General features: G+C 63.8%; 19 protein-coding genes. 10 read left to right on the forward strand and 9 right to left on the reverse strand.

Annotated elements, in window-relative coordinates:
* Positions 1–119 precede the first annotated feature (119 nt).
* From J4D52_RS28745 to J4D52_RS28755, 3 genes are all read right to left on the reverse strand, one after another.
* Entirely contained in the window at positions 120–1,424 is a 1,305-nt protein-coding gene (locus J4D52_RS28745; RefSeq protein ID WP_102678141.1) for an OprD family porin, read from the reverse strand.
* Between the two features lie 236 nt (positions 1,425–1,660).
* Entirely contained in the window at positions 1,661–2,056 is a 396-nt protein-coding gene (locus tag J4D52_RS28750; RefSeq protein ID WP_007922537.1) for a nuclear transport factor 2 family protein, read from the reverse strand.
* Positions 2,057–2,083: 27 nt separating this feature from the next.
* Positions 2,084–2,779 carry a DsbA family protein gene (locus J4D52_RS28755; RefSeq protein ID WP_102678142.1) on the reverse strand — a complete coding sequence of 232 codons (696 nt, stop codon included), beginning with the start codon at positions 2,777–2,779 and terminating at the stop codon, positions 2,084–2,086.
* Between the two features lie 254 nt (positions 2,780–3,033).
* Here J4D52_RS28755 and J4D52_RS28760 point away from each other — a divergent pair, with 254 nt between their 5' ends.
* Positions 3,034–5,127 (forward strand): TonB-dependent siderophore receptor, encoded by a 2,094-nt coding sequence (locus tag J4D52_RS28760; protein ID WP_102678143.1) that lies wholly within the window; start codon positions 3,034–3,036, stop codon positions 5,125–5,127.
* Between the two features lie 92 nt (positions 5,128–5,219).
* On the forward strand, positions 5,220–5,432 hold the full coding sequence (locus tag J4D52_RS28765; protein WP_173678580.1) for a hypothetical protein: 213 nt from the start codon (positions 5,220–5,222) through the stop codon (positions 5,430–5,432).
* On the opposite strand, the gene J4D52_RS28770 is transcribed toward J4D52_RS28765, so the two are convergent.
* The 4 genes from J4D52_RS28770 to J4D52_RS28785 all read right to left on the reverse strand — a co-directional run bounded on the left by J4D52_RS28770 (position 5,369) and on the right by J4D52_RS28785 (position 11,022).
* The gene (locus tag J4D52_RS28770) at positions 5,369–5,569 is read right to left on the reverse strand and encodes a hypothetical protein (RefSeq protein WP_025808394.1); all 201 of its coding nucleotides are present in this window, start codon (positions 5,567–5,569) and stop codon (positions 5,369–5,371) included. The genes J4D52_RS28765 and J4D52_RS28770 overlap by 64 nt on opposite strands.
* Positions 5,570–5,815: 246 nt before the next feature.
* Complete coding sequence (gene aguA, locus J4D52_RS28775; RefSeq protein ID WP_102678144.1) at positions 5,816–6,925, reverse strand: agmatine deiminase; 1,110 nt, start codon at positions 6,923–6,925, stop codon at positions 5,816–5,818.
* A gap of 4 nt (positions 6,926–6,929) precedes the next feature.
* A complete protein-coding gene (aguB, locus tag J4D52_RS28780) occupies positions 6,930–7,808 on the reverse strand; it encodes an N-carbamoylputrescine amidase (protein ID WP_025808396.1) in 879 nt (292 codons plus the stop codon).
* A gap of 301 nt (positions 7,809–8,109) precedes the next feature.
* Positions 8,110–11,022 carry an aminotransferase gene (locus J4D52_RS28785; protein ID WP_102678145.1) on the reverse strand — a complete coding sequence of 971 codons (2,913 nt, stop codon included), beginning with the start codon at positions 11,020–11,022 and terminating at the stop codon, positions 8,110–8,112.
* Positions 11,023–11,245: 223 nt separating this feature from the next.
* On the opposite strand from J4D52_RS28785, the gene rfbB reads away from it, so the two are divergent.
* From rfbB to J4D52_RS28820, 7 genes are read left to right on the forward strand one after another with little or no spacing between them, the layout of a single operon-like run.
* Entirely contained in the window at positions 11,246–12,328 is a 1,083-nt protein-coding gene (gene rfbB, locus J4D52_RS28790; protein ID WP_102678146.1) for a dTDP-glucose 4,6-dehydratase, read from the forward strand.
* Positions 12,325–13,200: a glucose-1-phosphate thymidylyltransferase RfbA gene (gene rfbA, locus J4D52_RS28795; protein WP_025808399.1), complete on the forward strand. Its 876-nt coding sequence runs from the start codon at positions 12,325–12,327 to the stop codon at positions 13,198–13,200. Before rfbB ends, rfbA begins: the two co-directional genes overlap by 4 nt.
* Positions 13,197–13,742 carry a dTDP-4-dehydrorhamnose 3,5-epimerase gene (gene rfbC, locus J4D52_RS28800; RefSeq protein WP_063427800.1) on the forward strand — a complete coding sequence of 182 codons (546 nt, stop codon included), beginning with the start codon at positions 13,197–13,199 and terminating at the stop codon, positions 13,740–13,742. Before rfbA ends, rfbC begins: the two co-directional genes overlap by 4 nt.
* Positions 13,739–14,620: a dTDP-4-dehydrorhamnose reductase gene (gene rfbD / locus J4D52_RS28805; protein WP_063427799.1), complete on the forward strand. Its 882-nt coding sequence runs from the start codon at positions 13,739–13,741 to the stop codon at positions 14,618–14,620. The genes rfbC and rfbD overlap by 4 nt, the downstream gene beginning before the upstream one ends.
* A 36-nt stretch (positions 14,621–14,656) precedes the next feature.
* Positions 14,657–16,465, forward strand: a complete 1,809-nt coding sequence (locus tag J4D52_RS28810) for an ATP-binding protein (RefSeq protein ID WP_023970035.1) — start codon at positions 14,657–14,659, stop codon at positions 16,463–16,465.
* The gene (locus J4D52_RS28815) at positions 16,462–17,865 is read left to right on the forward strand and encodes a sigma-54 dependent transcriptional regulator (RefSeq protein ID WP_025808405.1); all 1,404 of its coding nucleotides are present in this window, start codon (positions 16,462–16,464) and stop codon (positions 17,863–17,865) included. The genes J4D52_RS28810 and J4D52_RS28815 overlap by 4 nt, the downstream gene beginning before the upstream one ends.
* Before the next feature lie 51 nt (positions 17,866–17,916).
* A complete protein-coding gene (locus tag J4D52_RS28820; RefSeq protein ID WP_025808406.1) occupies positions 17,917–18,372 on the forward strand; it encodes a YiiD C-terminal domain-containing protein in 456 nt (151 codons plus the stop codon).
* Between the two features lie 36 nt (positions 18,373–18,408).
* On the opposite strand, the gene cysQ is transcribed toward J4D52_RS28820, so the two are convergent.
* Entirely contained in the window at positions 18,409–19,236 is an 828-nt protein-coding gene (cysQ, locus tag J4D52_RS28825; protein WP_063427798.1) for a 3'(2'),5'-bisphosphate nucleotidase CysQ, read from the reverse strand.
* A gap of 11 nt (positions 19,237–19,247) precedes the next feature.
* Complete coding sequence (nudE, locus tag J4D52_RS28830) at positions 19,248–19,814, reverse strand: ADP compounds hydrolase NudE (protein WP_053277014.1); 567 nt, start codon at positions 19,812–19,814, stop codon at positions 19,248–19,250.
* A gap of 90 nt (positions 19,815–19,904) precedes the next feature.
* Between nudE and yrfG the strand changes: the two genes are divergently transcribed.
* Positions 19,905–20,518: GMP/IMP nucleotidase (gene yrfG, locus J4D52_RS28835; RefSeq protein ID WP_207272198.1), on the forward strand; the 614-nt coding region annotated here is incomplete at its 3' end.

Raw genomic sequence — 20,518 nt, forward strand, 5'->3', positions numbered from 1 at the left:
ACAGCGGCTACAGGGAGCCGCGGTGCTATTCAGGATGGGACAACGCCCACAAAAAAGCCCCGAACCAGTCGGGGCTTTTTCTATTGCCGGCCTTGTATCAGGCCGCGATCAGGCGTTCATCAGAACACGTTGATCGGGTAGTCGACGAACACACGCAGTTCGTTACCGCTGTCGTTGTAGCCGCTGGATTTCTGCGATACGCGCAGGATCGAGCTACGAACCTTGACGCTCAGGTCCTTGGCCGGGCCGCTCTGGACCACGTACTTGAACTGGTTGAAGATTTCGCGCTCGGTGCCGCCAGTGGTGGTATGGCCCTCGCTATTGGTGGAGGTGATGTTGTCACCACGCACGTAAGCCAGGTTGTAGGTCAGGCCCGGTACACCGAAGGCGCCGAAGTCCAGACCGTAGCCCAGCTGCCAGCTGCGCTCGTCTTCAGCGTTGAAGTCGGACCAGTAGGAGTTGGCCAGGTAGATGGTGTTGCCACCGTCACCCACGCGGCGCTGCTCTTTCTGGTAGCCGCCGTAGGCGTAGCCCAGGTTGCTGTCGCCAGTGCTGCGCTGGTGCGCCAGGGTGAAGGAGTGCGGGCCGGTGGCGTAAGTGGCTGCCAGGCTCCAGATCTTGTTGTCCTGGCCGCCTGCTTCTTTGAACTCGGCGTAGGACTTGTCCAGCTTGGTGCGATAGCCGTTGAAGTCGAAGGTCAGGGACTGATCGGTGGCCAGCGGGAACACGTAGTTCAGGTTCACGTACTGCTTCTTCAGCACGTCTTCGACGTCGGAAGCGTACAGCGAGCCCTTGAACTGTTCAGTGAACTGGTAGCTGCCGCCCAATACGTTGATCGACTTCAGGCCACCGCTGTCACGGCCTTCGGCGCTCTTGCGCGACTCGGCGGTGAAACGACCGGCGTTCAGCTCCAGGCCCTTGATCTCTTTGGAAGTGATCAGGGTACCGGTGTAGCTTTCCGGCAGGAGACGGCCATTGTCGTAGCTCAGCACCGGCAGGGCCGGCATCTGGTCGCCGTAGGTCAGGACGGTGTTGGACAGGCGGAATTTGACCGCGGCGCCGGCCTTGGCCAGGTCGCCTGCCGGGCTCTTGTTGCCGCCTTCGCTTGGCTTGAAGAAGTCGATGCCCTGGCCGCCGCTGTGGCTGCCTTTGTCCAGGCGCAGGCCGTACAGGCCGAAGGCGTCGACGCCCACGCCCACGGTGCCTTGGGTGAAGCCCGACGAGAAGGTACCGATGGCTGCTTGACCCCACTCACGCTGGTCATCGTTACCGTCTTTCTTGTCGCGATTGATGTAAGCGTTGCGCAGCAGAATTTTCAGGCTGCTGTCTTCGACAAAGCCCTTGGACTCAGCCTGGTCGTTAGCCATAACTTGAGTACTGCTCAGAATCCCCAGTGCGATCAGACCGATCCGCTTGTTCAACATTTTATTTTCCTTATTACGGGTTGATGACGCGCTGTGGTGCTCCTTGGAAACGGCGCTTAAGCGCTCTTTTTTCAGGCCAGAACAAAAAGACCCGCCCACGAAGAATCGCGGCGGGCCTTTTATTATTTGAATGTCATGGCCGTTGGCCACAGGCGTTGGCGCGAATCCTATCTGCGCCCCGAACAATGTGTCAATTTCAAGAATCGTCTGAAAATAGGCGAAAATCGTCTAAGAACTTAACGATCCTTGATGGCCAGTTGCACGGTATGGCTGTCGACGAACTGTTCGAAGTGCGTGACCTTGCCATCCTTGAGGGTCCACAAATGGGCCACGCGGGCATTCAGCGGTTTGCCCGTGGCTTTATAGACGCCGCTGTAATTGCCGTAGGCGAACACCTTGTCGCCCTGGGCCACATAGTTCTCGACGGTGAAGGCAAAGCCTTCCCACTCGGTGGCCAGGCGCTTGAAGACATTCTCCACCACGGCATCGAAACCGACGTAGGTGCCCGCGTAGGGAAAGCCTGCCGCCTCGGTCCAGCGCGCATCGGCGGCCAGGGCGGCGGCGGTGTTTTTCGCGTTTTCCTGGGAGTTGGCCCCTTCGTAGGTGCTTTTGATCAGTGCCAGGTTATCCATGGGTGACTCCGTCAATAAGTGGGTGGTTCAAAGGGCGCAACCGCTCAGGCCACAGGCCTGCAGGCTGGGTGAAACTTCGACTGCGGGCGTACCGAAGGCCTCGCTCAGCCAGTCGGCGAACGCCTGCGGCTTGCCCAGCCAGGGGCTGATATCGACCAGCCTGAACTGACCGTCCTGCTCCAGCACCAGGGTCGGGAAACCCTGGCCACCGACCCGGGCCAACAAGGCGCGGCTGGCCTTGATGTGCTCGTTCAGGCTGTTCGCCGCGGCGTACTCGAAGGCCTCTTCGAACTCGCCGCGCTCAAAGCCCAGACCTTCGGCGAGTTCCAACAGTACGTCGACATCGGCGATGCGTCGCCCTTCGACGTAGTGCGCCGTATGCAAGCGTCCGAGCAACTCCAGGCCGCGCCCGGCGAGCGCCTGCGCCGCCAGGACCGCGGCGATCGGCGGGGCCGAATCGAAGACCGCCGAATAATCGCGCAGCAAACCTTCGAAGTAGGCCTCGCCGAACGGCTGCCCGGTGTATTCGGCAATGCGCCGGTCATGAGGCATGACGTAGTCGCGCAGTTGCGGCGAAACCTGCTGGCAGTTGCGCCCGGTCATCATGCCGCCGCCATGGGTCACCACCGGCAGCACCGCCTGGGCCGCCTGCACCAGCGGCTTGGCGCCGTAGCACCAGCCGCACAAAGGATCGTAGATGTAATGAAGGGTCGCTGCCGACATGCAAGGCTCCGGGACAAGGCCGATAAATTCGATGGCGGCAGACTATGCCTGTGGCCCTGGATGAAAAACGCCGGAATGGCTTTTAGTTTGTTTCGCGAATCGGTCGAATCAATGATGTATCCACTGCATTTCAATCCAGACACAAATTGAAACAATCCGCCCAGGGAACTTTTCAAGAATAATTAACGAAAGTAAATAGCAAGCATTACCATTCGCACCCACTGTTTCCTTCACCCTTCTGGATGCGTTTTTCCATGCCTGCCCCCTTCCGCCTGACTCCCCTCACCCTTGGCTTTTGCGCCTCGCTGACGGCCGGTTTCACCTGCGCCGCCCCGACCACCCTGCCGGCCACCGCCATCAGCGCAGAAGTCGATGCCGACGACCCACGAGTCAAGGAAGTCAGCACCGCGACCCGCACCGCCACGCCGGTGCGCTACGTGCCGCAAGCCATCGACTCGGTGAAGACCAGCAACGTGCTGGACTACGGCATCAACGATCTGGGCACGGCCCTGAGCGGTATTCCCAACGTCAGCAGTGGCGCCGACACCCGCTTCGACAGCCTGCGCATTCGCGGTTTCGACGCCAGCAACGACTTCTACCTCGACGGCGTCCGTGACGACAGCCAGTACGTGCGCGACCTGCACAACATCGAACGCATCGAGGTGCTCAAGGGCCCGGCGGCGGTGCTCTACGGCCGTGGCAGCCAGGGCGGGATCGTCAACCGGGTGAGCAAGCTGCCGCAGTTCGGCCGCCACTCCAGCGTCGAAGTCAAAGGTGGCAGCGAAGACCTGCGCAGCCTGTATGCCGACCTCAGCGCCGACCCCAGCGAGAACATCAGCCTGCGCCTGAACATGGGCAACCAGGACAACAACAGCTTCCGCGACGGCGTCAGTGGCAGTCGCCAGCTGTTCGCGCCATCCATGAGCTGGCAGCTGACGCCGGACCTGAACTGGCTGGTGCAGTACGAATACAGCCGCTACAACCGCACGCCGGACCGCGGCATCCCGGGGATCGACGGGCGCCCGGCGGACGTGAGCCGCGACACCACTTACGGCGACAAGCGCGACTACATCGACGACAAGTCCCAGTCCCTGCGTTCCAAGCTCAGCTACGAGCTGAACGACAACTGGCAACTGCGCCATACCCTGAGCCTGTTCAAGCTCAACAGCGATTTCGACAACACCTACCAGACCGGCTACGACAGCCGCACCAAGCGGGTGAACCGCCAGCGCTGGCAGCAGGACCTGAACACCCGCAACCTCTACAACAACCTCGAAGTCGAAGGCACCTTCGATACCTTCGGCCTCGAGCACCGGGTGCTGACAGGTGTCGAGCTGGGCAGCCAGCGACGCGATCCGAAGCTCTACACCGCAGCAGCGGTCAGCGCCGGTGGCCAGGCCGTGCCGTCCCTGGACCCGTTCAACCCGGATAAAAACCTGCGCCACACCGGGAAAATGGTGGCGTCCAGTTACAACCACAGCGAGGTGGAAAGCCGCGCCGTCTATGTCCAGGACCAACTGCGCCTGAACGATCAGTGGCAAGTCCTGGCCGGCCTGCGCTACGACAACTTCAACGTCGAGACCCACAACAAGCTCCTGGATCGCAAGGACGACCGCGACAGTCACAGCACCAGCCCCCGTCTGGGCGTGGTCTGGACCCCGCTGGAGAACCACTCCTTCTACGCCTCCTGGAGCAAGAGCTTCTCCCCCGTCGGCGGCGGCCTGATCGGCATCACCCCGAACGCCAACGGCAACACCAACGACCTGAGCCCCGAGCGTACCCGGCAGAAGGAAATCGGGGTCAAGAGCGACTGGCTCGACGACCGCTTCAGCACCACCCTGGCGGTCTATGAGCTGGAGCTCTACAACCGTCGCAGCCGCAGCGTGGAAGACCCGAACGTGATCCTGCTGACCGGCCTGCAGCGCTCACGCGGCGTGGAACTGACCGCGGCCGGCAAGATCGTCGGCAACTGGTCGATACGCGGTGGCATCGGCCTGCAGGACGCTACCGTGGTCAAGAGCAATAACGGTGACGAAGGTAACCGGGTGAATAACGTGGCCAAGCGCAACGGCAGCCTGTTCGTGACCTGGAAACCGGAAATGGGCTGGTACGCCGAGACCGGCCTGACCCTGGTGGGTGATCGTTATGCCGACAACGCCAACACTGTGATGCTTCCGGGCTATGGCCGCTGGGACGCCCTGGCCGGCTTCCGGCAGAAGGACTGGGACCTGCGGGCCGCGCTGAACAACATCAGCGACCGCACTTACTACTCCTCGGCCACCAGCGCCGGGCAGATCCAGTTCGGCGATCCACGCAGCCTGGTGGTGACCGGTACCTACAGCTTTTAAGCGGATACGCGGTGCATCAGGCAGACCGCATTGTCCTTATCGCGGGCAAGCCTCGCTCCTACAGAAGCCCCCCGACCCTGTAGGAGCGAAGCTTGCTCGCGATGAAGGATAACGCGGTGCATCAGACAAACCGCGATGTTCCCATCACCGGCAAGCGAGGGTCGGCCGATCGCCTGCGACAAAACCCGAGCAAAAAAAAGCGCTGCCATCCGGGCAGCGCCTTTACCAATCCGTTGTTTGCCTATCCTTCCAACACATCCCACAACGCTTCGAGTTCTGCCTCGCTGAACAAACCAGCTGGGTAACGATCGAGGATCATCCGGCGCGGGTCGGTTTCCCGGACCTGTCGCGTTCCATTGGACTTCAACCATCGCGCCAGAACCTGAAGCGATTCGCTATTCATTGCCAAGGGATGTGAAGTCCGCTCGCTGACCATATTCATCTCCAGCGCTCTCTCCCGGTTTGTGAGCGGCTAACTTATCCAAGGTTTATGACAGAACATCGCAGTTCCACCGGCCTCAGAGTGACCTCGCGAGAGATACAAGAGCTATGCCAAGGTCCCGTGATTGCTGGCTTTCGGATACAAAAAAACCCGCAGTCCATCAGGGCTGCGGGCTTGCCGGGCGACGCCGGATTGGATCCATGTAACAGCCCGCCAATCAGGCGTCACAGGCTGTTACAACAACACTCAAACCTTGTGTGGCGCCGGTTGCTGTTGGGTAAGGCAATGGATATTTCCGCCCCCCAGTAACAACTCGCGACCCGGCACCATCACCACTTCGTGTTGCGGGAACAAGTTCTGCAGGATTTCCTTGGCCTGGGCATCCAGGGGGTCGTCGAAACTCGGGGCGATGATGCCGCCGTTGACGATCAGGAAGTTCACGTAGGAACCGGCCAGGCGCACCGACGGATTGCGCTCCTGGGTGCCGTCCACCGGGTCGACGCCCGCGCACTCTTCTTCGGTCGCGTACAGCGGCCCCGGAATCGGCATCTTGTGCACTGTGAACGGGCGACCCTTGGCATCGGTGCTGTCTTGCAGCACTTTCAGCGCCGACTGGCAGCGCGGGTAGTTAGGGTCCTGCGGGTCGTCGGTCCAGGCCAGCAGCACTTCGCCCGGACGCACGTAGCAGCAGAAGTTATCCACATGGCCGTCGGTTTCGTCGTTGTACAAGCCATCCGGCAGCCAGATGACCTTATCCACAGCCAGGTTGGCGCTGAGCACCGCTTCGATCTCGGCACGGTTCATGTGCGGGTTGCGATTGCGGTTGAGCAGGCACTCTTCGGTGGTGATCACCGTGCCTTCGCCGTCGACATGAATCGAGCCGCCTTCGAGCACGAAGCCCACGGTGCGGTAACGCGGGCTGCGCTCGATCTCGAGGATCTTGCCGCCCACCTGCGAGTCACGGTTCCACGGCGAATACAGGCCACCGTCGAAACCGCCCCAGGCGTTGAAATCCCAGTTCACGCCACGGACTTCGCCCTTGTCGTTGATGACGAAGGTCGGGCCGGTATCGCGGACCCAGGCGTCGTCGCTGGACATTTCCACCAGGCGGATATTCGGCGCATCCAGCAGCCGCGCCCGGGCGTTTTCATACTGGCCCGCGGACACCGCCACGGTCACCGGTTCGAAGCGGGCGATGGCCTTGGCCACCGCTACGTGCGCGGCTTGCGCCGGCTTGCCGCCCAGGCGCCAGTTGTCCGGGCGCTCGGGCCAGATCATCCAGGTCTGGGTCTGCGTCGCCCACTCGGCTGGCATGTAGAAGCCGTCGGCGCGAGGGGTGCTGTGCAAAGTGGTCATGGGTTCAGGACTCCAGGGAACCGTCGAGGGTTTTGATCGCGCTGTACAGGTTCGGCCGACGGTCGCGGAACGAACCCCAGGCGCTGCGAATGTGTTCCAGCTCGTCGAGGTCGAAACTGTGGACAAGAATACCTTCTTCAGTCTCGTTCAGTTCTTCAACCTTCTCGCCGAACTGGTTGGCGATGAACGACGAGCCGTAGAAGGTGATGTCGTAGCCGTCCTGTTCCTCGTTGCCGATGCGGTTGCTGGCGATCAGCGGCATCAGGTTGGCGCCGGCGTGGCCTTGTTGCACGCGCTGCCAGTGGTCGCGGGACGAGATGCTCTTGTCGTGGGGCTCGCTGCCGATGGCGGTCGGGTAGAACAGGATTTCCGCGCCTTGCAGCGCCATGCTGCGGGCGCACTCGGGGAACCACTGGTCCCAGCAGATGCCCACGCCGATTTTCGCGTAACGGGTGTTCCACACCTTGAAGCCGGTGTCGCCCGGATTGAAGTAGTACTTTTCGTGATAACCGGGGCCGTCCGGGATGTGGCTTTTACGATAAATCCCGAGGTTGCTGCCGTCGGCGTCGATGATCGCGATGCTGTTGAAACGCGCACGTCCGGCCAGCTCGAAGAAGCTGATCGGCAACACCACTTGCAGCTCCCGGGCAACCTTCTGGAAGTGGGCGATGGCCGCGTTGCCTTCTACCGGGGTGGCCAGCTGCAGGTAGTCCGGGTTCGGCTTCTGGCAGAAGTACGGGGTCTCGAACAGTTCCTGAATCAGGATGATCTGCGCGCCTTTGGCGGCGGCCTCGCGGACCAGCTTTTCCGCGGTCTCGATATTGGCTTCAAGGTCCCAGGAACAGGCCATCTGGGTTGCGGCGACGGTAACGATACGGCTCATGAATCATCTCCTGGGCAGCAGCAAAGGACCGATGGTGGCATCGGCCGATGACAGAAAAGGGCAAGGCCGGACGCGGCTTGGCCGGGTCCCGACAGGGATGACTTTATATCCGATAAAAATCGACTTTAGAAGTCATAAAAATATAAATACAAAAATAAAACCCGATAAATACCGATTGTTATCGGCATTTATCGGGTCATTCTGGGGATGGGGTTGTCTGTTCTGGCGCTATCGCGAGCAAGCTCGCTCCTACAGAGGCTGGCTGCTTGCTCGCGATCCGGTTACGACCGGATCAGGGGCTTCAGAGCCCCTCGTCCAGCACCTTCGCCAACATGTCGACAAAGAAGTCGACGCTCTGGCGCGTGGTGACCATCGGCGGTTTGATCTTGAGGATGTTCAGGTAATCGCCGGTGGGCTGCATGAAGATCCCCAGCTCGCGCAAGCGATCGCACAGCAGGGCAGTCTCCTCCGTGGCCGGCTCCAGGGTCTGGCGATTGCGGATCAGCTCCAGGCCCAGGTAGAACCCCGAGCCATGCACCGCGCCCACCAGCGGATAACGGTCGATCAGGGCTTCGAGGCGCTGCCTAAAGTGATCGCCGACCAGCTGGGCGTTTTCCCAGAGTTTCTCTCCCTGCATCACGTCCAGCACCGCCATGCCGATCCGGCAACTCACCGGGCTGCCGCCGGCCGAGGAGAAGAAATAACCTTCGGCCTCCAGCGCTTCGGCGATCTCCCGGCGGGTGATCACCGCCCCCAGCGGCTGGCCGTTGCCCATGCCTTTGGCCATGGTGATGATGTCCGGCACCACGCCCTGCTCTTCGAAGCCCCAGAAGAATTTGCCCATGCGCCCGTAACCGACCTGCACCTCATCGGCGATGCACACCCCGCCCTGGGCTCGGACCAGGGCGTAGACCTGCTGCAGGTAACCCGGCGGCAGGGCGATGCCGCCGGCGTTGCCATACACCGGCTCGCAGATGAAACCGGCCAGCTGGCGATTCTGCTCCGCCAGCTTGGCCAGGTTGTGTTCGACGCTGCGCACGTAGTCCGGGGTGCTGTCCTGGCCGCGGAACTCGCCGCGATAGGTATTGGGCGCGGTCACCGGGTGCACCCAGTCCGGGCGACTGCTCAGGGCCTGGGGGTTGTCGGCGATCGAGGTGGACACCGCGTCCGCGCCCACCGTCCAGCCGTGATAGGCCTCCAGCACGCTGAGCATGTCGCGCCCGCCGCTGTAGGCCCAGGCCAGGCGGATCGCCAGGTCATTGGCCTCGCTGCCGCTGTTGACCAGAAACACCCGGTCCATGGAATCCGGCGCCAGCTCCAGCAGGCGCTCGGAGAACTCGGCAATCGCCGCGTAGTGGAAGCGCGAGTTGGTGTTGAGCAGCGACCACTGGCGCGCGGCCTCGGCGGCCATCCGTGGATGCCCGTGGCCGAGCACCGCGACGTTGTTGAGCATGTCCAGGTAGGAACGACCCTGCATGTCGATCAGGTGGTTGCGCCAGCCGCGCTCGATGCGTGGCGGGTCGACGTAATAGTGCTTCTGCATGCGGGCGAAACTGGCATCGCGCCGCGCCAGCAAGGCTTGCGGATCGAGCTCCGGCTCGGCGTCGCAGGCCAGGCCCAGCAGCGCCGCCGGCGACGGGCACAGCGCCTGCCATGCCGCCGCTCGCGATGGGCTACAGAACAGCGGTGGATCGAGCTGCGCACCACGGCACAGCTGGACCTTGAGCCCACCGTCCACCGCCCCCAGCACCTGGCCTTTGACCAGCGCCGCGCCGGCATGCACTGAAGGCGTGACGCCCCACAGCCGCACACTCAATTGCGGGCCGTCGAGGCGCAACGCACCGTCGGCGGCACGGTGCAGCACCCCGGCAAAAGGCGCTTCGACCGCCGTGCCCGACGGCACCTGCAACTGCACATGCAACGGGAAGGTGTCCGGCTCGACGGCACTGTCCGGGCAGGTCCTGGACAGGCGGTACTGCCCATAGCGACTGGCCGCCAGCCCATGGGCCGCGGCGGCCTGCTGCAACAGCTGGGTATCGATCTCCGGCTGCTCCCAGTTACCGGCCTCGAAGTGCGGGCTGAGCACGCCCAGGTCGATCAGGGCGAACTCGCGCCCCACCAAGCCCGGCAACAAGGGTGCGAAACCTTCGCCGGCGATGGCCGGCAGCGACTGGCCCACCGCCCCGAGGATCGCCGCTTCCATCAACTCGAACGGCACCGAGGTGGCGACGCGGAAGATCTCCCATTCGTGGCTCAGGTTGTCGCGGCTGTACTGATTGTTCGGGTCGATGCTCACCTGCTGTTCGCCACTGAGCACCAGCACCGCGGCGCGGGCCACGATCAGCGGCCACAGCGCCAGCAACTCGGCCTGTTGCAACGGATTGACCGCGTGATAGGCGCGGACCGCCGGCAGGATGCAGAACGGATCGCCCTCGGCATGGTGCAGCAACGCCGCGCAGGTCACCGATAAATCGGTGATGCGCCAGGTGTGGATCAGGTCGCCGAAATCGATCACCCCCTGCACCTGCCAGTGGCGCTGGGCATCCCGCTGCCAGACCACGTTGTCGTCAGTGATGTCCAGGTGGATCGCCTGCACCGGCAACTGCTCGGCCAGGCGCTGCACACGGCGCTCGGCCTGCTCGGCCACGTCGGCGATCAGGCTGCGCTGCCGATCGTCGGCGATCACCGGCAGCAGGTGGTTGATCAGGCTATGGGCATGACGCGCGTCCCATTGCAGGGTGCGCGTAAGTCCTGGGTGCTGGAAGTCCGCCAGGGCCAGGTCCATCTGCCCGCACAGCCGACCAAAGCCGGCTGCCAGCTCGGGGCCCAGGTGCTTGAGGTGGGTCAGCGGCTGGCCTTCGATGTAGTCGAGCAGCCGCACATGCAGCGCCTGGCCATCGACGTCCAGGGACAGCAGATCGGCGCCGTTCTTCGCCGGGATCACCCGGGGTACGTGCAGTTCGGGGTGGGTGCCAAGGTGCTTGAGCGCCGCATGCTGGGCCTGCAGTTCCAGGGTGGCGTAGTCGCCACGGCAGATCTTCAGGACAAACCGCCCCTGGGGGCTGTCGAGCCGGTAGTTGAGATCCTGCTGGCTGCCCAACGATTGCAGCGTGCCGCCAAGGCCGTAATGCACCTCGAGCAGGTCCAGCGCCTGCTGTGGAGTGACCTGCGGACCAGACAGACTGGCGCGGTGAATCAACGTGGCGAGCAACATGGAACGACCCCTGGAATTATTGTCAGATGCGTATATCGCCACTGCGCCAGGCGTTACGCAACCCCCCGCCCCGGGCAGTCGACAAGGGCTTCACCGCCGCCAGGAAGGTAAACAGGATGCGAATACCCGGGCCAGACGTCGGCGCCCCTTGCAGCGGCCGCTGGCTGCCGACAAGCTATGCTCCATTCGCGACTCCATGTCTTAGGGAAGAAGGCCTACCCATATGCGCATTCTCGTTACCGGCGGTGCCGGTTTTATTGGATCGGCGCTGATTCGCCACCTGATCCGCAACACCGAACACGAAGTGCTCAACCTCGACAAGCTGACCTACGCCGGCAACCTGGAGTCGCTGTCGAGCATCGCCAGCGACACCCGCTACGAGTTCGTCCAGGCCGATATCGTCGACCAGGCCACCGTCAGCGCCCTGCTCGAGCGTTTCCAGCCCCAGGCGATCATGCACCTGGCCGCCGAGTCCCATGTCGACCGCTCCATCGACGGTCCGTCGGACTTCATCCAGACCAACATCGTCGGCACCTACAGCCTGCTGGAAGCCACGCGCGCCTACTGGCAGGCCCTGCCGCCGACGGAAAAAAGCGCCTTCCGCTTCCACCATATTTCCACCGACGAGGTGTACGGCGACTTGCACGGCGTCGACGACCTGTTCACCGAAACCACGCCCTACGCCCCCAGCTCGCCCTACTCCGCCAGCAAGGCCGCGTCCGACCACCTGGTCCGCGCCTGGCAGCGCACCTACGGCCTGCCGGTACTGGTGACCAACTGCTCGAACAACTACGGGCCGTTCCACTTCCCGGAAAAACTCATCCCGCTGGTGATCCTCAACGCCCTGGCCGGAAAACCGCTGCCGGTGTACGGCAACGGCCTGCAAGTGCGCGACTGGCTGTTCGTCGAAGACCACGCCCGCGCCCTGCTCAAGGTAGTGACCGAAGGCATGGTCGGCGAGACCTACAACATCGGCGGCCATAACGAGCAGAAGAACATCGACGTGGTGCGCGGCATCTGCCAGTTGCTGGAAGAACTGGCGCCCCGCAAACCCGAAGGCGTGCAGCACTACGCCGACCTGATCACCTTCGTCCAGGACCGCCCCGGCCACGACCTGCGCTACGCCATCGACGCCAGCAAGATCGAGCGCGAACTGGGCTGGGTGCCACAAGAAACCTTCGCCAGTGGCCTGCGCAAGACCGTGCAGTGGTACCTGGACAACCTGGAATGGTGCCAGCGCGTGCAGGACGGCAGCTATCAAGGGCAACGGCTCGGCTTCACTGACTTCAAGGATCTGATCGCATGATGAAAGGTATCGTTCTGGCGGGTGGCTCGGGCACCCGCCTGCACCCGATCACCCTGGGTGTGTCCAAGCAACTGCTGCCGGTCTACGACAAACCGATGATCTATTACCCGATCTCGGTGCTGATGCTGGCCGGCATCAAGGACATCCTGCTGATTTCCACCCCCCAGGACCTGCCGCAGTACCGCAACCTGCTGGGTGACGGCAGCCAGTTCGGGGTGCGTTTCAGCTACGCCGAACAACCGTCGCCGGACGGCCTGGCGCAGGCGTTCCTGATCGGCGAGGAATTCATTGGCGACGACCCTGTGTGCCTGATCCTCGGCGACAACATCTTCCACGGTCAGCACTTCACCGAGAAGCTGCAGAACGCCGCGGCGAAACCTTCCGGGGCGACGGTCTTCGGCTACTGGGTCAAGGACCCGCAGCGCTTTGGCGTGATCGATTTCGACGAACAGGGCAATGCCCTGTCGATCGAAGAAAAGCCTCTGCAACCCAAGTCCAGCTATGCCGTGACCGGGCTGTATTTCTACGACAACTCGGTGGTCAGCATCGCCAAGGCGGTCAAGCCTTCGGCACGCGGCGAACTGGAAATCACCGACGTCAACAACGCCTACCTGCAACGCGGCGACCTCAGCGTCGAACGTTTCGGCCGTGGCTTCGCCTGGCTCGATACCGGCACCCACGACAGCCTGCTGGAAGCCTCGCAGTATGTGCAGACCATCGAGCACCGCCAGGGCCTGAAAGTCGCCTGCCTCGAGGAAATCGCCTACAACCAGGGCTGGATCGACCGCGAGCACTTGCTCGAGCACGCCAAGTACTTCGGCAAGACCGGCTACGGCCAATACCTCTACAGCCTGGCGGGAGAAACCCAATGAAGGTCCTGGCCACCGAACTGCCCGGCGTGCTGATCATCGAGCCCAAGGTGTTTGGCGACGAGCGCGGTTTTTTCTACGAGAGCTTCAATGCCAAGGCGTTCGAAGCCGCGACCGGCGTGAGCACCCAGTTCGTCCAGGACAACCATTCGCGCTCGCAAAAGGGCGTGCTGCGCGGCCTGCACTACCAGATCGAAAACACCCAGGGAAAACTGGTGCGGGTGGTCGCCGGCGAAGTACTCGATGTCACGGTGGACATCCGCCGCAGTTCGCCACACTTCGGCAAATGGGTCGGGGTGCGGCTGTCCGCGGACAACCATCGCCAGCTGTGGGTACCGGAAGGCTTCGCCCATGGTTTTGTGGTGCTGAGCGAGTACGCCGAATTCCTCTACAAGACCACCGACTACTACACGCCGGCGTCCGAACGCTGCATTCGCTGGGACGATCCGACCCTGGCCATCGACTGGCAACTCACAGGTCCGGCGCAGCTCTCGGCCAAGGATCAGGCCGGCAAATTGCTCAGCGAAGCCGAGCTGTTCCCATGAGCGGCCGGTTGAAGATCCTGATCAGCGGCCAGCACGGCCAGGTTTCCCAGGCCCTGCAACAATACTTGGGAAACCAGCACGAATTGATCGTGCCCGGGCGCGGCCTGCTCGACCTGAGCAACCCGGACGCCATTCGCCAGCAGGTGCGCAGCCTGCGCCCGCAGTTGATCATCAACGCCGCCGCCCACACCGCCGTCGATCAGGCCGAGAGCGAACCGGAGCTGGCCTTTGCAATCAATGCCAGCGCTCCTGGGGTGTTTGCCGAGGAAGCGCGGGAACTGGGGATTCCGCTGATTCACTACTCCACCGATTACGTCTTCGACGGTAGCAAGCAGGCCCCCTACACCGAAGACGATGAGCCCAACCCACTGAGCGTCTACGGCCAGAGCAAACTCGCCGGCGAACAGGCCATCGGTACGGCCAGCGGCGAGCACCTGATCCTGCGCACCAGCTGGGTGTATTCCAACACCGGCAAGAACTTCCTGCTGACCATGCAACGCCTGCTGCAGGAAAAACCGCACTTGCGCGTGGTGGCCGACCAGATCGGCGCGCCGACCTGGGCCAGCACCATCGCCGCCAGCACCGCTGCCCTGATCGAGCGCTGGCAGGCGGGCAAGCCAGGAGCATGGGGGACCTACCACCTGACCGCTGCTGGCGAGACCTCCTGGTTCGGCTTCGCCCAGGCCATCGGCGAACACCTGCTGGCCCAGGGCAAGGCCTGTGCGACCCTGGAGGCTATCCCCTCCAGCGCCTACCCGACACCCGCGCCGCGACCCTTGAACTCCCGCCTCGATTGCAGCCGCCTGGCGCGCGAGTGGGGCGTGGTCCAGCCGCAGTGGCGCAGCGCATTGCACGAGTGTCTTGCCGGTCAGGCCTAGGCATAATGCGCCTGTACCCACAGGCGCATGTCCCTCATGACCCCACCTCTCCCCCGACGCCCCCGCTGGCGTAGCCTGGCTTTGCTGGCCCTGTGCCTGGCGCCGCTGCTGTGGCCGCTGGAGCATCTGGCCGAGCGTTATTACCGCAGCGAACTGGCGGGCCAGAACCGCCAGACCCTCGACCTCTACGTCGCCAACCTGTTGGGCACCCTACACCGCTATGAAGTGCTGCCGCAGATTCTCGGCGAGCTGCCGGCGCTGCGCGCGGTCCTCGGTGCGCCGGACGACGGGGTGACCCAGGGCAACGCCAACCGCCTGCTGAAAAACATCAGCGCCCAGACCGGGGCCGAAGTGATGTACCTGATGGACACCTCCGGCAACACCCTGGCAGCGTCCAACTGGGACAAGCACGACAGTTTTGTCGGTCGCAATTTCTCCTTCCGTCCGTATTTCAGCGAGGCCATGGCCGGGCGCCTGGGGCGTTTCTTCGGCCTGGGCACCACCTCGGCCAAGCGTGGTTATTTCTTCGCCGCCGCCGTGCGCAAGGGCGAGAAAATCATCGGTGTGCTGGTGGTCAAGGTCGACCTGGACCACACCGAAAGCCTCTGGGGCAAGACTCCCGAGCAACTGGTGGTCACCGACCACAATGGCGTGGTGATTCTCACCTCGCGGGCGGAATGGCGTTTCCGCTCGACCCGCCCGCTGAGCGAAGACGAAAGCAAGGCCATAGTCGCCATCCAGCCTTACCCGACCCGCGATCCACGGCCGTTGAACCTCGACTCCAGCGCCTGGCTGACCCAGACCCGGCAGATCGACGAAACCGGCTGGAGCGTGAGCATCCTTGCCCCGCGCACCCTGATCGACCGCCCGGTGCGCACGGTGGTGGCCGTGGGCGGCGCCACGCTGCTGGTGCTGATGCTGCTGCTTGGGCTGATGATGCAGCGCCGTCGCCACTACCTGGAGCGCATCGCCTTCGAAGCCAAGGCCCGGCGCGAGCTGGAAATGCGCGTGGCCGAACGTACCAGCGACCTGGAAGGCCTGAACCGCCGCCTCAGGCAGGAAGTGCTGGAGCGCGAGCACGCCCAGCAGGAACTGGTGCGCGCCCAGGACGACCTGGTGCAGGCCGGCAAACTCTCGGCCCTGGGCACCATGTCGGCGAGCATCAGCCATGAACTCAACCAGCCGCTGGCGGCGATCCGCAGCTACGCGGAGAACGCCGAAGTGCTGCTGGACCACCAGCGCACCGAGGACGCCCGTGGCAACCTCAAGCTGATCAGCGAACTGACCGGGCGCATGGCCTCGATCATCGCCCACCTGCGCGCCTTCGCCCGCCGCGACCGCCACGCGCCGGAAAGCGTTGCCCTGCAACCGGCGCTGGACGATGCCCTGGCGTTGCTGGCCAAGCGTCGACGGGCGATGGAAGTGGAGCTGATCCGCGACCTGCCGGCGGCCACCCTGTGGGTCGAGGCCGGGGAGACGCGGCTGCGCCAGGTGCTCGGCAACCTGCTGGCCAACGCCCTGGATGCCCTGACCGAAAAAGGCCCGCCGCGCAAACTCTGGCTGAGTGCCGAATCCACCGCCACGGGCGTCAATCTGTACATTCGCGACAACGGTCCGGGCTTCTGCATGGAGGCCCTGGGCCGCGCCGGCGAGCCTTTCTACACCACCAAGACCCGTACCCAGGGCCTTGGCCTGGGCCTGGCGATCTGCGACACCCTGATGCGCGCCTTTGGCGGTGAACTGTCGTTCTCCAACCACCGCGAAGGCGGCGCCCTGATTACCCTGCGGCTGCGCGCCGGCGCGCCGGGAGTGAGCCTGCAACCGTCCGAGGACCGCAGCGTATGAGTACACCGATCACCAGTGACGTGCAGGTGGTGTTGATCGACGACGATCCGCACCTGCGCCAGGCCCTGAGCCAGACCCTGGACCTGGCGGGGTTGAAGATCCTGCCGCTGGGCGAAGCCCAGGGCCTGGCCGCGCGCCTGGAGCGCGACTGGCCGGGGGTGGTGGTCAGCGACATCCGCATGCCTGGCATGGACGGCCTCGAACTGCTCAGCGAACTGCACGGCCAGGACCCTGAGCTGCCAGTGCTGCTGATCACCGGCCACGGCGACGTGCCGCTGGCGGTGCAGGCGATGCGCGCCGGGGCCTACGACTTCCTGGAAAAACCCTTCGCCAGCGATGCCCTGCTCGACAGTGTGCGCCGGGCCCTGGCCCTGCGGCGCCTGGTCCTGGACAACCGCAGCCTGCGCCTGGCCCTGAGCGACCGCCAGGAGCTCAGCGCGCGGCTGGTCGGGCTGTCCGCGCCGATGCTGCGTCTGCGCGAGCAGATCGGCGCCCTGGCGGCGACCAAGGCCGACGTGCTGATCCTTGGCGAAACCGGTGCCGGCAAGGAAGTGGTGGCGCGGGCGCTGCACGACCTGTCGAGCCGGCGCAATGGCCCGTTCGTGGCGATCAACGCCGGCGCCCTGGCCGAATCGGTGGTCGAAAGCGAACTGTTCGGCCACGAGCCGGGTGCCTTTACCGGCGCGCAGAAACGCCGCATCGGCAAGTTCGAATTCGCCAACGGCGGCACGCTGTTCCTCGATGAAATCGAAAGCATGAGCCTGGACGTACAGGTCAAGCTACTGCGCATGCTGCAGGAGCGGGTGGTGGAACGCCTGGGCGGCAATCAGCTGATCCCGCTGGACATCCGCATCATCGCCGCGACCAAGGAAGACCTGCGCCAGGCGGCCGACCAGGGACGCTTCCGCGCCGACCTCTACTACCGCCTGAATGTCGCGCCGCTGCGTATTCCACCGTTGCGCGAACGCGGCGAAGACGCCCTGCTGCTGTTCCAGCATTTCGCCGACGAAGCCAGCGCCCGCCACGGCCTGCCGCCCCACGAACTGCAACCGGGACAGCGCGCCCTGCTGCTGCGCCACAGCTGGCCGGGCAACGTGCGCGAACTGCAGAACGCCGCCGAACGCTTCGCCCTCGGCCTGGAACTGGCCCTGGACAACAGCGCGGCGGATGGCAGCTCCTCGCAACAGGCGCCAACGGTGGTCGAGGGCGGCCTGAGCGAGCAGGTGGAAAACTTCGAAAAGAGCCTGATCGCCGCCGAGCTGGCCCGCTCCCACAACTCGCTGCGCAGCCTCGCCGAAGCCCTGGGTATTCCACGCAAGACCCTGCATGACAAACTGCGCAAACACGGCCTGAGCTTCGGCGACAGCGGCGCCAGTTCCGGTGGCGACGACATCGATTGAGCGATGCCGACTAATCTTGTTAAAGCACTCCTTTCACACCCGAGGCCCTGCATGAACCGCGACAGTCGTCACCTGGAATCCATCCTCCATCACGACATTCCCCTGACGCGGGACATGGGCCTGAAAGTGCTCGACTGGCGCGAACATGAGCTGCGCCTGCAACTGCCGCTGGAAGCCAACGTCAACCACAAGAGCACCATGTTCGGCGGCAGCCTGTATTGCGGCGCGGTGCTGGCCGGCTGGGGCTGGCTGCACCTGCGATTGAAAGAAGCGGGGATCGACGACGGGCACATCGTGATTCAGGAAGGGCAGATCAACTACCCGCTGCCGGTGACCAGCGACGCCACGGCCATCTGCGCCGCGCCGAGCGAAGAGGTGTGGCACAGGTTCGTGACCATGTATGAGCGCTACGGTCGCGCGCGGCTGATCCTGCACACCCGGGTGGTGAATGCCGGCAGCGATGAAGATGCGGTGCGCTTCACCGGGCAATACGTATTGCACCGATGAACCTGTAGCCGCAGGCTGCGCCAGCGGCTACAAAGATCAGCCCCGCGCCAGCTCCAGCAAGCGCCCACGCCATGCGGCCTTGGCCGGCAGCGCCAGGAAGAAGCCATTGAGCAGCGATTCCCGCGCCGGGTAGCAGAACGGCGCGCCACCAAGATCCAGTACCTCGCCTCCAGCACCCTCCAGCACGCCTTGGGCCGCCGCGGTGTCCCACTGCGAAGTCGGCGCCAGTCGCGGATAACAATCCGCCGCACCTTCGGCCAGCAGGCAGAACTTCAACGAACTGCCGATGTTCGCCAGTTGCAACTCGCCCAGGGTCGCGCTCAGGCCGGCCAGCAGACGTTCCTGCTCGGGGCTGGTATGCCGACGGCTGGCGACCACGGTGAAGGCTTCACCCGCCGTCAGGCTGTCACGCACACGGATCGCCACCGGTGCCTGGCCCTTGTCCGCGCGCCAGGCACCGAGGCCGGCGCCGCCGAAATAGCAGCGACCGCTGGTCGGCATCGACACCACGCCGAACACCACCCGCCCTTCTTCGATCAGGGCGATATTGACGGTGAACTCTTCGCTGCCGGAGATGAATTCCTTGGTGCCGTCCAGCGGGTCCACCAGCCACCAGCGCTGCCAACCGGCACGCACGTCCTGAGGGATATCGGCGTCTTCTTCGGAGAGCACCGGGATGCTTGGGTCCAGCGCGGTCAGGCCTTGCACGATCAGGTGGTGGGCCGCCAGGTCGGCCGCGGTCACCGGCGATTCGTCGGCCTTGCTGGTGACGGCGACGTTGGCGCGCCAGAACGGCAGGATGGCCTCGCCGGCCTTCAAGGCCAGGTCGATCACCGGCGCCAGCAATGGGTGGGGAAAATTCATCGATTGTTCGCTCATGCTTGAAAGGCGCCGCGCTGGGTCAGCAGGTCGCGGGCCAGGTACAACGCGGCCAGGGCGCGACCCTCGGTGAATTGCGGGTTCTGCGCCAGGCTCGACAGCTCGCGCAGGTTGATCTTGTCCACGCGCATCGGCTCGGGCTCGTCGCCCTCCAGCTGTTCTTCGTAGAGGTCAGTGGCCAGCACCACCTGGATCTTCTGGCTCATGTAGCCGGGGGACAACGACAGCTCGGTCAGGTGCTCCAACTGCCGCGCGCCAAAACCGGCCTCCTCCTTGAGCTCACGCTCGGCCGCCGCCAGCACATCCTCGCCGGGCTCGATCAGGCCCTTGGGCAGCGACAGCTCGTAGGCGTCGGTGCCGCCGCAATATTCCTCGACCAGCACTGCGTGATCGGCATCGAGCATCGCCACGATCATCACTGCGCCGTAGCCCGCGCCCTTGCCCACCAGGCGCTCGTAGGTGCGCTCCACACCGTTGGAAAAGCGCAACTGCACCGCTTCGACGCAAAACAGACGGCTGGTGGCGACGATCTCGCGGGCGAGTACGGTGGGTTTCTGGCGCATACAAAGGCTCCTTGGCGTGAACGCGCTACTATAACGCGGCTTTCCCGATTGTTTGTGTCGGATATCTTTCTACCGTTCGAGACGTTCTCTATGCCTTCACTGCCCTGGCGCGACATCGATACCGTTCTGCTGGATATGGACGGTACCTTGCTGGACCTGCACTACGACAACCACTTCTGGATGGAGCACCTGCCCCAGCGCTATGCCGAACTGCATGGCGTCAGCCGCGCCATGGCGGAAATGGAACTGCAGCCGCTGTTCGAGCGTAACGCCGGACAATTGCAGTGGTATTGCCTGGACTTCTGGAGCGCCGAATTGAAGTTGCCGGTGCGCGAACTGAAGCTGGAGACCGCCCACCTGATCTCCCTGCGCCCGGACGCCGATACCTTTCTCGCGGCGATCAAGCAGGCCGGCAAACGCGTGGTGCTGATCACCAATGCCCACCGCGACTCGTTGTCATTGAAGTTGGAAAAGGTCGAGCTGGCACCCTATTTCGAACGTTTGATCAGCTCCCACGATTACGGTTTCGCCAAGGAGAACCCGCAGTTCTGGGACGCGCTGCAAGCGGATATCGGCTTCGATCCGGCACGCAGCCTGTTTATCGACGACACCCTGCCGATCCTGCGCAGCGCGCGGAATTTCGGTGTGGCCCATCTGTTGGCGGTGAGTGAACCGGACAGCCGCAAGGGGCCGAAAGACACGGC

Source organism: Pseudomonas sp. GW460-12-10-14-TSB1, from assembly GCF_017349775.1.
GTDB lineage: Bacteria > Pseudomonadota > Gammaproteobacteria > Pseudomonadales > Pseudomonadaceae > Aquipseudomonas > Aquipseudomonas piscium.

Bases quoted from the DNA above. Each gene is read 5' to 3' on its own strand.
- J4D52_RS28745 (WP_102678141.1), bottom strand. From the start codon at position 1,424: ATGTTGAACAAGCGGATCGGTCTGATCGCACTGGGGATTCTGAGCAGT.
- J4D52_RS28750 (WP_007922537.1), bottom strand. From the start codon at position 2,056: ATGGATAACCTGGCACTGATCAAAAGCACCTACGAAGGGGCCAACTCC.
- J4D52_RS28755 (WP_102678142.1), bottom strand. From the start codon at position 2,779: ATGTCGGCAGCGACCCTTCATTACATCTACGATCCTTTGTGCGGCTGG.
- J4D52_RS28760 (WP_102678143.1), top strand. From the start codon at position 3,034: ATGCCTGCCCCCTTCCGCCTGACTCCCCTCACCCTTGGCTTTTGCGCC.
- J4D52_RS28770 (WP_025808394.1), bottom strand. From the start codon at position 5,569: ATGAATATGGTCAGCGAGCGGACTTCACATCCCTTGGCAATGAATAGC.
- aguA (WP_102678144.1), bottom strand. From the start codon at position 6,925: ATGACCACTTTGCACAGCACCCCTCGCGCCGACGGCTTCTACATGCCA.
- aguB (WP_025808396.1), bottom strand. From the start codon at position 7,808: ATGAGCCGTATCGTTACCGTCGCCGCAACCCAGATGGCCTGTTCCTGG.
- J4D52_RS28785 (WP_102678145.1), bottom strand. From the start codon at position 11,022: ATGTTGCTCGCCACGTTGATTCACCGCGCCAGTCTGTCTGGTCCGCAG.
- rfbB (WP_102678146.1), top strand. From the start codon at position 11,246: ATGCGCATTCTCGTTACCGGCGGTGCCGGTTTTATTGGATCGGCGCTG.
- rfbA (WP_025808399.1), top strand. From the start codon at position 12,325: ATGATGAAAGGTATCGTTCTGGCGGGTGGCTCGGGCACCCGCCTGCAC.
- rfbC (WP_063427800.1), top strand. From the start codon at position 13,197: ATGAAGGTCCTGGCCACCGAACTGCCCGGCGTGCTGATCATCGAGCCC.
- rfbD (WP_063427799.1), top strand. From the start codon at position 13,739: ATGAGCGGCCGGTTGAAGATCCTGATCAGCGGCCAGCACGGCCAGGTT.
- J4D52_RS28810 (WP_023970035.1), top strand. From the start codon at position 14,657: ATGACCCCACCTCTCCCCCGACGCCCCCGCTGGCGTAGCCTGGCTTTG.
- J4D52_RS28815 (WP_025808405.1), top strand. From the start codon at position 16,462: ATGAGTACACCGATCACCAGTGACGTGCAGGTGGTGTTGATCGACGAC.
- J4D52_RS28820 (WP_025808406.1), top strand. From the start codon at position 17,917: ATGAACCGCGACAGTCGTCACCTGGAATCCATCCTCCATCACGACATT.
- cysQ (WP_063427798.1), bottom strand. From the start codon at position 19,236: ATGAATTTTCCCCACCCATTGCTGGCGCCGGTGATCGACCTGGCCTTG.
- nudE (WP_053277014.1), bottom strand. From the start codon at position 19,814: ATGCGCCAGAAACCCACCGTACTCGCCCGCGAGATCGTCGCCACCAGC.